11 protein-coding genes, 1 pseudogene and 1 riboswitch are annotated in these 12,237 nt (G+C 49.8%); of the genes and pseudogenes, 6 read left to right on the top strand and 6 right to left on the bottom strand.

The window, feature by feature from the left end; all coding sequences use genetic code 11:
* Positions 1–25: 25 nt before the first annotated feature.
* The 3 genes from MJB10_RS03485 to MJB10_RS03475 form a co-directional block, all read right to left on the bottom strand.
* On the bottom strand, positions 26–733 hold the full coding sequence (locus tag MJB10_RS03485) for an SAF domain-containing protein (protein WP_314801767.1): 708 nt from the start codon (positions 731–733) through the stop codon (positions 26–28).
* A 380-nt stretch (positions 734–1,113) separates the two neighbouring features.
* Positions 1,114–2,124: a PfkB family carbohydrate kinase gene (locus MJB10_RS03480; protein ID WP_314801765.1), complete on the bottom strand. Its 1,011-nt coding sequence runs from the start codon at positions 2,122–2,124 to the stop codon at positions 1,114–1,116.
* 13 nt (positions 2,125–2,137) lie between these two features.
* Complete coding sequence (locus tag MJB10_RS03475) at positions 2,138–2,974, bottom strand: helix-turn-helix transcriptional regulator (RefSeq protein ID WP_314801764.1); 837 nt, start codon at positions 2,972–2,974, stop codon at positions 2,138–2,140.
* 148 nt (positions 2,975–3,122) lie between these two features.
* Here MJB10_RS03475 and MJB10_RS03470 point away from each other — a divergent pair, with 148 nt between their 5' ends.
* Positions 3,123–4,811 (top strand): acyltransferase, encoded by a 1,689-nt coding sequence (locus MJB10_RS03470; protein WP_314801762.1) that lies wholly within the window; start codon positions 3,123–3,125, stop codon positions 4,809–4,811.
* Positions 4,812–4,876: 65 nt separating this feature from the next.
* Here the strand turns inward: MJB10_RS03470 and MJB10_RS03465 are convergent, their stop codons facing one another.
* Both MJB10_RS03465 and MJB10_RS03460 read right to left on the bottom strand, forming a co-directional pair.
* Positions 4,877–5,149: a hypothetical protein gene (locus tag MJB10_RS03465; RefSeq protein ID WP_314801760.1), complete on the bottom strand. Its 273-nt coding sequence runs from the start codon at positions 5,147–5,149 to the stop codon at positions 4,877–4,879.
* An 18-nt stretch (positions 5,150–5,167) separates the two neighbouring features.
* Positions 5,168–6,085: pseudogene (locus MJB10_RS03460) on the bottom strand (aldo/keto reductase).
* Between the two features lie 46 nt (positions 6,086–6,131).
* Here MJB10_RS03460 and MJB10_RS03455 point away from each other — a divergent pair.
* From MJB10_RS03455 to MJB10_RS03435, 5 genes are all read left to right on the top strand, one after another.
* Complete coding sequence (locus MJB10_RS03455; RefSeq protein ID WP_314801759.1) at positions 6,132–6,362, top strand: hypothetical protein; 231 nt, start codon at positions 6,132–6,134, stop codon at positions 6,360–6,362.
* A 113-nt stretch (positions 6,363–6,475) separates the two neighbouring features.
* Positions 6,476–6,568, top strand: a riboswitch (cyclic di-GMP riboswitch).
* Positions 6,569–6,653: 85 nt separating this feature from the next.
* On the top strand, positions 6,654–7,763 hold the full coding sequence (locus MJB10_RS03450; protein WP_314801757.1) for a sensor domain-containing diguanylate cyclase: 1,110 nt from the start codon (positions 6,654–6,656) through the stop codon (positions 7,761–7,763).
* Positions 7,764–7,850: 87 nt separating this feature from the next.
* Positions 7,851–9,194 carry a spore germination protein gene (locus tag MJB10_RS03445; protein ID WP_314801754.1) on the top strand — a complete coding sequence of 448 codons (1,344 nt, stop codon included), beginning with the start codon at positions 7,851–7,853 and terminating at the stop codon, positions 9,192–9,194.
* On the top strand, positions 9,191–10,324 hold the full coding sequence (locus tag MJB10_RS03440; protein ID WP_314801752.1) for a hypothetical protein: 1,134 nt from the start codon (positions 9,191–9,193) through the stop codon (positions 10,322–10,324). The genes MJB10_RS03445 and MJB10_RS03440 overlap by 4 nt, the downstream gene beginning before the upstream one ends.
* A 20-nt stretch (positions 10,325–10,344) precedes the next feature.
* Positions 10,345–11,427 (top strand): Ger(x)C family spore germination protein, encoded by a 1,083-nt coding sequence (locus MJB10_RS03435; RefSeq protein WP_314801750.1) that lies wholly within the window; start codon positions 10,345–10,347, stop codon positions 11,425–11,427.
* Between the two features lie 90 nt (positions 11,428–11,517).
* On the opposite strand, the gene MJB10_RS03430 is transcribed toward MJB10_RS03435, so the two are convergent.
* Positions 11,518–12,225, bottom strand: coding sequence for a FadR/GntR family transcriptional regulator (locus MJB10_RS03430; protein WP_314801748.1), 708 nt, complete (start codon positions 12,223–12,225; stop codon positions 11,518–11,520).
* Positions 12,226–12,237 lie beyond the last annotated feature (12 nt).

Raw genomic sequence — 12,237 nt, 5'->3', positions numbered from 1 at the left:
AGGGATTCACCTCTCTTTTCGTTACTTATTTATCCGTCAGGATTGACGAGGAACTAAAAGCGATAACCAACCGTGCCTTCTTTCCCGAGCATTGTTGATCGATTTGCAGCCACTCATTCTCGGTTAAATTCAAATTGATTTGATCGATTGCCCCGTTGGCTTCCAAGCGTGAGGTGTACATCTTCCCTTCATCGCCTTCAACTTTGGACAACAGATTCGAGTTCTTCGGATTGTCTACCTCCACATTCGCAGAGGATTTGACGGAAGCAACTGTAATTTCCCTATTATCGAAAAGCCGGCGTGAGCTTCCATCCGCTCCCGACACATACAGTCGCACATGATCCCCTGCTCGAATACCATTGGAAATCGTCAGCACATACTCCTTCGGAATTTGAAACGTTGCCTGCCCCTCATTCGGAAGCAAATGATATCGATTCACCTTCCAGCGCAAAATCGGCTCGTTCGTCCCAAGCGGAATCATCGATTCCTGGTCGACCACATCCCCTAACCGCGTGACCATGTCATCGGTGTAACTTCCGATCTGGATTGGTATAAGCTCAACCATATCGTCTCGAATAAACTGTCCCGCACGAATGAAATCCCTCGGAACTACCACCTGAACCGTCTGCTGCAGCTCAACTTGGTTCACTTGCAGCACATACACCCCGTACACCAGCAACGCAGCCATCACGGCTGCTGCCACACTAATCAGCAGGCTTCTCCTGCGATTCAATTGACCACCTCCTTCAAGTCTCGGAGTAACGCGAATGACAAAAAAGAACGCAAACCCCGGAGAAAAACTCTCCGACATTTGCGTTCTTCGCAAATACAACGATATTCAGTTCGTAACAATATAGTAAAAATATCATAGATTATTCCAAATTTCAACATAAATTTACAACGTTCTTTACAGCTTAGGACCGACTTCCTGCTATTATCCCTACCTTTTCAAGCGAAGCCGCACCCCTGGGACCCCCGTCCCATTCGACGAACGCGCTCTATCATCACTATCCCTTTGACTCAGGGAAACGAGAAGATCCAAAAATACATAGGTAAGAGCAATCTTGTAGATATCTCAGAATTTCAATTTTCGGGTAATCAAGTTCGTCCTGCTTACCGCGAGGAAACAGCTTCCACTTCCGCCAAGGTAGGCAGCGCAGGGATCGCTCCCCTGCGCGTCGTGGTAATCGCGCCTACGCGGTTCGCGAAGGCGAAAACCCACTCCGATGCGCCAGGCTCCGCTAGCGCATCAACGATGGTGGCTGGCGTCACGCCCAGCGACGCCAACTGAAAGAGCATGCCGCCGACGAAGCTGTCGCCGGCGCCGGTCGTATCCACGGCGGCCACAGGCACGCCGGGGATGACGACATCCTGCCGCGCGCTTACGACGCGGCAGCCTTGCGCCCCCAAGGTGATGACAATCACCTTGGGACCGCTTTGCAGCAGGAGCTCCGCACCTGTGGTCGCGTCAACCCCGAGGAGGAATTCGATTTCCTCCTCGCTGACCTTGACCACATCCGCAAGCCCTAGCTGCGCCAGAATCTCAGCCCGAGCGGCGTCCGCGCTCGGCCACAGAGCTAGCCGCACATTGGGGTCGTACGACACCAATGCGCCGAACTCCCGCGCACGACGCGCAGCGTCGAGCGTCGCGGTGCGGCAAGGCTCGGCAATCAGGGATACCGAGCCGAAATGATAAACCGCGGCGTCTTCCAGCCACTGCGGCTCGACTTCGTCTTCGCGCAGCAGCATGTCCGCCGCCGGGTCGCGGAAAAACAAGAAGTCGCGCTCCCCATCCGCGCGCAGCGAAACAAAAGCCAGACCCGTCTTGGCCTCGTCGGTCTGGAGCACAGCCGTTTGAACGCCAACGTCCTGCAGCGTGCGCACCAAGTAATCGCCGAAGGGATCTCGGCCGATTTTGCCGATAAACCTCGCGTCGCCGCCTAACTTGGCGACTGCCGCAGCCACATTCGCGGGCGCTCCGCCCGCCGCCCGTCCGAACCGGCCTACGTCGGCTAGCGCCTGACCGTTCTCCTCCGGCACGAAATCAATTAACAATTCGCCTAGACAGACGATCGTTGATTTGGTTGCTTTTTTCCCTGAAATACCTGCCATCCCATCATTCATTCCCTTCATCTCCTCATCCCCTGCTTCTCGATTCTCTAAACACAGATGGGGCAGTCCCCGTTAACGACTTAAACATTTTGCTAAAATGAAATTCATCCCCATAGCCGCAAGCCTGAGCAATATCGCGCATCGACATGTCAGTAAAAACGAGCAGTTGCTTGGCGTGTCCGACCCGGATGGATTGCAAATATTGCTTCGGGGTTTGCTGAAGCTGTTTGAGAAACATTTTACGCGAATACGACTCTGAAATCCCATAACGAGCAGCAAGCTCACTAAGCTTGATGTTGGCGGCATGATGCGTCTCCAGATAGTTTTTCATCTGTACATACGCTTCCTGCGCGGGTCGATCTTTCAGCTCTTCCTCAGGATTCGCATGAAGAAATTGAATGAGCTCCAGCAGCTTTAACTGATCCCGCACTGTGCCTCCCTGTTCGCCAGGGATCCAGCCATCGATTAGGCTCTGAAAAATCTTATCCACAACCTTCGCCTGCTCGCTCGCGAACGCTCTTAAGATCAGAAAAGGCAACGCTGCAAGTGGCTCCACGCTCCCCCACACTCGTTGCTCATATGGCAGGTAACCAATTTCCGTCAGCACCATAATGATCCTAAGCGGATTGTCCGCATCCGTTGACATGTGCAAGTGAAAGCCGGGTTTCAAGTAGACGAGATGTCCTTTGCGAACCCGATAGTTCGTCCCCTTTTCATCTACAAAAGTGCCCTCTCCGCCTGCAATCCAGTAAAAGGTGTGCACATCTGTCGTTTGTCGGATATCTGTCCAACCAGACGTTGTACGCTTATCGAACACCCACAATACGCGAAGAGCCAGGTTATTAACGGCTATTCCTTTCATTCGCACCCTCCTCGCGCCACCGATTCGCTTCATTCCATTGTAGCATAGGTTGGAGCGTTTTTTACAAATGAAAATAGCCGTTTTCGCTATTCCATTAGATTTATCAAAGTTGTTATATTAAGAAAGGAACATCCCTAGGAGGTCAAGAATGGATCACATACTAGCAATTTCCGAGCATTGGAACGATGAAGAACTCGATTATATGCCGTGGCTATCGCCGACGGAAGAGCAACGCGAGAAGCAGCTGGAATGGCAGCGATTTTTGATACACCGATATAAAGCGGAGTTTGGCACGAACAGCTATGTATCTCGAAAAGCGCATTTCTTTCCGGAACGTTTTGCTATGGGAGAGAAAAGCTATATTGCGGCTGGCGCAACGGTTCGAGGCGAACATATTCAAATCGGCGCTAACAGCACGGTCAATTCATATGCAACGATTGCCGGTCGTGTTCAGATCGGAGATGGCGTTCGCATCGCGACTCATGTCTCGATCTTCGGCTTCAATCATGGCTATGAGGATACCATGCTGCCCATCTATCAGCAGCCTCTAACTACGAAAGGCATCATCATCGAGGATGATGTCTGGATCGGTGCCAATGCCGTTGTGCTGGATGGTGTTACCATCGGCGCACACAGTATTATTGCGGCTGGAGCTATCGTCACCAAGGATGTTCCAGCCTACAGCATCGCAGGCGGCAATCCTGCAAAGGTGCTCCGCAACCGATTAGAAGGAGCTAGTTCTTCCGCTTCCGCTGCAGCTGTTTCCGATCTGGAGAGCGCTTTGGCCGCTTTCGGCGCAAAGGTAAAGGCGCAGCATCAAGAATTGCTTGCCTCTTATTATGTACAAACCGAAGATGGACCCATTTATGTAGATAAAACGGTGCTGGGCACCAAAAAAACCGTCCGCGCCTGGTGCGACGCGATCGAAATTGCCGCTCTATTCGGCACGCTGCCGCCCGGCCTGAACAAGGAAGAATTGGTCGCCAAACTGCGCGGCTTTCAGGATCCTGTCAGCGGTCTGCTGCCTGACCCTTGGAACCCGCCTGCGGCTGACGATGACCCTGCGCGGTTAACGGACCATTTGTCCCGTTATCATTTGCTAGCTGTCGGCTATGCTTTGGAACTGCTTGATGCTACATTACCCTACCCGGTTCGTGCTGTCTCGGAGCTGAAGGGGGCATCCCTTTATGAGAAGCTAGCATCTCTGCCTTGGCAAACAAATGCCTGGTCGGCCGGTGATTGGATTGACTGCTTCGGGACCGGCCTTTACTTAAACCAGAAACATTTCGGCGGTGAGCGGCCACATGATGTATTCGGTTGGCTCTATGCACAAGCCGATCCCTATAGCGGCATGTGGGGGCTGCCGACACCTGGCGAGCAATGGCTCCAGCCCGTGAACGGCTTCTATCGGCTAACCCGTGGAACATTTGCACAATTCGGGCTGCCGCTTCCCTACCCGGAGGCCGCCATTGACACGATTTTAGCGCATAGCCGTAACCGCAACTACTTCCGCCATGATGCGGGCAACGCCTGCAATGTCCTCGACGTCATTCATCCGCTATGGCTTTGCTACAAGCAAACGGATTACCGCCGAGGCGAAGCCGTGCAATGGGCAAAAAACCAACTTGGTCGCACGCTAGGCCAATGGGTCGACGGCAAAGGCTTCAGCTTCGAGTTGGAGCGCTCCTTCCCGCCAGGCCTGCAAGGCACGGAAATGTGGCTGAGCATTATTTGGCTGCTGGCCGACCTGTGCGGCTGCAGCTCGCTGCTCGGTTACAAGCCGCAAGGCGTGCACCGTCCCGATCCTGCGATCCAGCTTCAACCGTCGTGGAAATAGGCGGGTTAGCATTTTCAAAAAAGAAGGAGAAAGAGACGGATGAACGCTCATCCGTCTCTTTCTTATCACAATCTCATCAAAGCCCTTCGCTCCGCCTGCGGTCGACAGACAGAACAAACACCAACGACTCTACCCTGTTCGTCCGAGTAGAACGCCAGTTTCTTATCCCTTTTACGACAGAACGAGCACTGTTGCTTGTTGAGCTTTGCCGTTTTTTTGCCATGTAAAGACATCTTAATTACCTTCGCCGTTCTTACCTTATCTCCGACTCTCAACGTAATGCGGTACACCATAATAAGACTAAGAAGCAGGATTAGGACTAAAATAATCCACCACATGACACTTTCCTCCCTCATCTAAGGCAGCACATTCCCCGCAGCACAATAAATCTTATACCACTCTTGGCGTGTCAGATACACATCCGCTGCATTGCAGCATTCGATCAACCTTTGCAAATTCATCGTGCCCGTGACTGGCTGCATCTTAGCCGGGTGACGCAAAATCCAAGCTATCGCGATGGTCGTGTTGCTCACTTCATACTTAGCTGCGATTTCATCAATTTTTTGATTAAGTTCTGAGAATTTCTTGTTATCTAGGAACACACCTTCGAAGAACCCGTACTGGAACGGCGACCACGGTTGGATCGTGATATCGTGCAGTCTGCAAAAATCTAGTACATTACTGTCCCGATTGACAGCGGAATCATTAAGCATGTTAACGTTCATCCCATTGGAGATCATCGTCGAATTCGTGATGCTGAGCTGCAGCTGGTTGGCGACGAGTGGCTGTTTGACTTACTTTTTCAGCAACTGCATTTGCAGCGGCGTTTGATTGGAAACACCGAAATGTCTCACTTTCCCCGTACGCTCCAGAAGATCGAAAGCCTCAGCAACCTCATCTGGCTCTACCAAAGCATCTGGGCGATGCAGGAGCAGAATATCCAGGTATTCGGTTTTTAGACGTTTTAGAATATGATCGACGGAGTCCAAAATATGCTCTTTCGAAAAGTCAAACATGCCCTTGCGAATGCCGCACTTGGATTGCAGAATGATTTTCTCCCGCACGGTTGCGTTCATTTGGATCGCATCAGCAAAAATCTCTTCGCACATCCCGCCTCCATAAATATCGGCATGGTCAAAGAAATTAGCTCCAACCTCCATCGCCCCTTGCACAAAGCGTTCCGCCTCATTTTTGTCTAGCGAATTTATTCGCATGCAGCCTACCGCAACAACTGGCACATCTAATTGGCTCGTACCCAGCTTTATCGTTTTCATCGTTTACAATCCTCCCTGAAAGGTCTCATTCTGTACACCCATAATCATGCCAACCTTTATTGTCACACAGTTGCATAGCCTTTTTCAAGAAATTCCGAACGACGCGATCTCGTCGCTAAAAGTGCCCGCGGGTCGCACAGTTACTGCCTATGCAGACGACAATTTTGCTGGTACTGCATGGACTTTCACGTCGGATAATAGCAATTTGACCACAACGGGCAATGATAATGTCATTTCATCTTTTAAAATTCAGTCATATTTACTTATCCAATCTTAATTGTATTCGACAAAAAGCAACATTTAATGCTATATACAGGTAATTTTACCCTGCTCTATAATAGGGAAATAGCATCACATCGTATGGATTATTTGGTAACCCATACCGCGAAAAATCGAAAAGGGCAAATCACTGGAAACAGTGAGACGCAAAGCCATGGCCTAACTCTTCCCATACAGGGGCGATACGGTTGACAGGTTGCCGAGTAACGAGGGATCATCCTTTATTCGGGATGGTCCCCTTTTTACATATGTAAGCATGACTTTTTTGCCAATTGAGGGGGCCGCTTTTATGCATCATTTACTAACAGAACATTCACTTGTCTTTCTCGTCGCGCTTCTGTTATGTTTTGCGCTGCTGGCCTCCTACACGGCCTTTCGACTAGCTCGCAACATTTCTTCATCTGAAAATAAGAGCATCTTTCGCTCGTTAACCGTCGATCGGCGACTCGCTGAGCAAATCGCCCTCAAGGCCTCCATTCTCGAATCAGCGATCGATGGGATCTTTATGTTTAAATCGCAGGGCTGGATCATTGAATTCAATCCCGCTGCTCAAGCTTTATTCGGTTACACACGCATAGAAGCGCTCCATCTTACGATCTTCGATCTCCTTTTTCCCGATCATCTGAATGGACAAGAAGCCTCGTTGTTATATGAACAACTAGCCAACAAATCATCCTCGCTCATCGGCAAACGTTTAGAAGTCACTGCATATCGCGCCGATCGAACGTCATTTCCAGCGGAAATGATCATTACGCACTTTGTTTTTCGAAATAAAACGATCTATACCGCCTATATCCGCGATTTAACCGAGATCCGACAATCAGAGGAACGCATTCATCAGCTTGCTTATTTCGATCATTTGACAGGCTTGCCGAATCGGAATCAATTTCATCAGCAATTTCAAGCTGCTTTAGATTGTGCAAGGGAGCGTGAGGAATCGGTCGGTGTCATTTTCTTAGATATTTATCGCTTCAAATGGATTAATGACTCCTTCGGACATCATGCGGGTGACCACATTTTACAAAAATTCGCCGCTCTGATTGCGACTGCCCTGCCTGCACATGGCTTCGTTTCTAGGCTAAGCGGAGATGAATTTGTCATCTTGCTTCCACGCGGAAATACGGAAAGCATTCAGGAGCTCGCTAATCGTATTATTGCGTTGTTAGAGATTCCGTTCCACATGGAGGATGGCGATATTTATGTCTCTACGAATATGGGAATTGCCAGCTATCCGCATGACGGCGAATCACCTGAACTTCTCCTAAGGAACGCCGACCTTGCCATGTATGCAGCCAAAGCACAAGGGCGGAACACGTATCAGTTTTTCCAACCAGAATTACAACCCTCTTACACCCACAGATCTCATCTTGATACCTATCTACGAGATGCGATTCGTTAATCATCTATTATATGCATCGTATGTTTCTCCCCCATTTAGGGCACGCTAACCCGCATGGTCACCACAATGGGAAATGGAGGAAATGGGATGATAACACAGATCCTTGCAGAAATGAACAGCCCAGCCGATCTCTTTCATGACACCTTAGACAATGGCTATATGCAAATGGAATTGTGTTACTTCCCATCCCTCTGTGATCTTAATTTGATCAAAAACGGGTTAACCGTTCCCTTCTCCTATTGCTTCAATCCCGAAGAATTCGATCGCATGATTACCGCCAGTCCTGCTTTCAGTGTCGCTGATCAGCCCGAGCTATGGACCCGATTGCTGCTCAAAGGAGCAGCCCTCCTCCAAATCGAAGATCAGGTGTTCCGGTACGATGTACAGCGGAAATTTCAGGACAAGCCCGATACCGTTCAAGTAGAGATTGCCCTGCAAGGACCGCAGTCAGCACTAACGGAAGATTTGGATATGAACCTCAGTCTTGTTCGTGTCCGTTATAACGCGCCATCTCTATGTGTGGAACAATATACGCTCGGCGATATTTCAAGAACCCGCGTCAGTGTGCTGTACGACAAGAATTTGGTTAACAGTGAAGTGCTCAGACTGCTGAACACACGCTTGGACAAGCTGCATACCCAGATACTCCAAGCTTCTGGGCAGCTCGTGCAGCTGCTTTCGGGGCGAAGGCACCGCTTCTTCCCTATAATTCTTCAAACCGAGAGGCCTGATCGCATTGCATCCATGCTGGAGAAAGGAAAAGTTGCGCTTCTACAAGACGGCAGCCGATTTGGGCTTATTTTGCCCGTGCGGTTATTCGATTTCCTGCATGCGATGGATGATGACTATGAATCATATTGGATGAGCAAGTTCCTGCTCATACTTAGATATTTTGCCATGTTTCTGACGATCACGCTTCCCGCCCTTTATATCGCCATCGTCTCGTATAATCCCGAGGTTCTGCGTGTCCAATTGACATTATCGATCGCGGGAAGCCGTGTTGTTGTCCCATATCCTTCCTTCGTTGAAGTGTTCATCATGTTATTCATGATTGAAGCCTTGAACGAAGCTAGTCTTCGATTGCCGCGCTATATCGGCTCTACCGCAACTACGGTCGGCGGACTCATTCTAGGTCAAGCGATTCAGCAAGCTGGTTTGGTCAGCTCCATTATGATTATCGTCACCTCAGTCGTTGCCATCTCTAACTTCGTCATTCCGAATAACGGCTTCGGCTATTCCATTCGCTTCGTGAAGTATATATTCGTCATCGCGTCCATTTTCTATGGGTTGCTCGGCGTCGTTGTGCTGTTCTTCGTCCTCATCGCGTATTGGTGCAACATCCGAAGCTTTGGTCAGCCTTACTTAGCCTTTTACAAACCGAAACAGGAAGCGAAGTTGCATCATCTCGGGAAAGGGGCAGATAAGACATGAGTCGCTATCTGTATTACCATGTGCTCTATGTCGGCATGATTAATATCATGTTGTTTGTGCCCTCACTGCTCATCCGAGAACGGTTTCACGGTGCTATTTCGGGCATGCTGATCGCTATGGTCATCGGCAGCTTTTTATCACTGTGCACGATGGCTTGCTTCGAGAAAATGCCTGGCCTTGGCTTTCCAGAATTATGTGATCGCCATTTGCCGAAATGGCTCGCTCAATCGCTCATTTTATTCGATGGCATCGTGCTCTGGCTCCCTGCAGGCGTCATCGTCATCTATTCGTATTCCGAAACCGTTCGCATGTTCTTCTACCCTGACATGAACCGGTATTTAAATCTGCTTCTCATGACGGGTGCTGCGATTTGGGCTTGCAGTCGTTCGACACGTTCGGTTCAATTCATCCACGAAGTGATGATGCTGCTCAGCGCCCCCTTACTAATATTGTTTATCCTTAAAGCGGTTTTTAACGAGCACCTTAACTGGGATGCGATCCGCTATGTCATTGGGTATGTCAATCAGCCGCCTTCGTTTACGACGATCGCAGCTGCAACCTTTGTTTTCTCTGGCTATCTCAGCCTTACGATCACGAATCGCTTGCATCCAGAGGGGTTTCGATTCCGCTATCGCTGGGTTGTCCCTTTGTTTGGCGTCTTCTTTTTGGCCATTACCTTCTGTGTACCGATTGGTTTTCATGGCACGGTTGGTGTCCAGGATTATGTGTTTCTTTGGAGCATGACGGCTGATTCGATCATTACGGATTATGGGTTCATCAATCGCGTGTTGTTCGTCTTCCTGCTGCTATTCACGGGCTTGTCTCTCTTATTCATCATGAACACCTGGCACACAACGATTATGTTGATCCGATATTCGCTTCATCGCGCAACCGCGGTTGAGGAAGATCCTGTCCCCGCGATTAATGTGTGGCTGGCTGTGGCCATTGGCGGGATTTCCTTTGCATTCATGCGCTTCACTTCACTGGAGCAGAGTCAGATTATTTCAAAAATGTGGCTCATCCTGCGCTTCGGCGTTGAGTTCATTTTCCTGGGCTTGTTGATGTATTTCGTTCACAAACAGAAAAAGCCAGAAACGGCTTCCACGATGCTTCATAACTCGGACAACTAAAGGGAGGGACTACCATCCCTATGATGAGATTCATAATCCTCTTGCTCGCGCTCATCCTCACAAGCACGCTCCTCGGCGGATGCGGGTTTAAAGATATTGATAAACGGTTCTTCGTCGTTGCCATGGGCATCGATTGGACGGGGAAGAAGGACAAACCGTACCTCGTGACCCTCCGGCTAGCGATCCCGGCTTCTAAAGTCGGCGAGGGCTTAGCCGAAAGCCAAATCGAGCGCCAAGAAGCAGAGAACATTGCGGAAGCGGTTCGAAATCTCAAAGCGCACGTGGACAAAGAGATTGATTTCGGCCATTGCCGCGTCTTTCTTTTCGGGGACAGTCTCGTGAAGGAAACGATGAATGAGCCTATGAATTGGCTAAGCAGAAGGCGGGATATTCAGCTAATTTCCTATACGGCAGTTGCCGAGCCCAGCGCAAGCAAGCTGCTTGCCTCGAATCCAACGACCGAGCGCTTGGCGGGTAATTCCTTCTTTCTCACCTTCGGCAAAGAGGGGACCGTCTCTCCTTACACGGTAACCGAACCGTTATTCGATAGCTTCCGCCGATTCAAAGAGAAGGGGATGGACCCTTACCTGCCTGTTGTTAGCTTTGACGGCGATTCTTATGTGGTAGAGCACTTAGCGCTATTGGATAAAATGAAACAACGACTCGTCCTCACGCCAGCTGAAACACAGCTGTATAACATGAGTGCGAATGAGTTCAGTAGAGCGGGGATCCCGATTACGTACGAGGATGAGCCTCTTTCCTTTTACGTCTCAGGTGTACATCGGAACATCTCAATTTCGCATGACGAGATTCCTGTCGTAAAGATGACGCTCAACCTCAAAGGCATCATCGAGCAAGCTAGATTGAATGTGAATACCAAGGAGGTTCAGCGTCTGCTGGAGAAACACGTCAACGAGCGCGTGGAAGCCCTCCTCTATAAGATCAGAAATGCTGGGGTTGACCCTTACGGCTTCGGCCTCCATTATTTGGGTCAATACTTCGGCAAAGAAGCGGATTATGCCCATTGGCAATCGGTGTATCCCGAGGTGACTTTCAAAGTAGAAACGCATGTGAAAATTGAAAGCACGGGGCTTGTACATTAACAACATGTGTTTACGCATAAAAGCTTAACTCCACTCATTTGCCAGCTGGCATTTGACAGGAATTAAGCTTTCTTGGGGTCTGAATGAAACTTAGATATATTTGATCAAAATACTTTCCACATGCTCCAAATGCTCGCGCATCGCTTGGGTAGCTCGAACAGGATCGCCATTGACGATGGCTTCATAAATCACTTTATGTTCCTTCAAAAGCTGGACAGCCACTTCCTGATTCGCATACAGCTCCGCACGACGGATATCGCGAATCATCATTTCCATGGCGTTGCGGATCGAGTCGCAAGTCTGCACCATGATTGCATTATGTGTGGCTTGCACGAGCTGTTCATGGAAGGCCAGGTCCGTTCTTTCGCCCTCTGCATCGTCCAGGATCGCGTTCTCCATATCCTGCATAATGAGCTGCAATTGGGCCAAATCCTGCTGAGTCCGCTTCTTCGCGGCCAGCGCCGCGATCGAAATCTCCAGCGATTGCCTTACTTCCATAAGCTCGAGCAGTGTCGTTCGATTCATCTTCAGTGATGTCCATTCGGGTAAGGAAACCTCCGCGGGCGACTGACGAATGACGCGGCAAGCGCCACCTTGGCGAATCTCGATAAGGCCCATCGCCTTCAACGCGCTGAGGGCCTCCCTCATCGTCGAGCGTCCAACGCCAAAACGCTCGGACAGTTCTTTGGTAGAGGGGAGCTTATCGCCCATCTTCAATTGCCCTTGCACGATCATGGCCTTGATTTGCTGGGCGATTTCATCATAGTGATTCTGCTTCTGAAGCTTATTAACTTCCATCAGATTACCTCT

The organism is Paenibacillus sp. MBLB1832 (genome assembly GCF_032271945.1).
Taxonomy (GTDB): domain Bacteria; phylum Bacillota; class Bacilli; order Paenibacillales; family NBRC-103111; genus Paenibacillus_E; species Paenibacillus_E roseopurpureus.
This window is presented reverse-complemented; position numbering and strand designations above follow the sequence as displayed.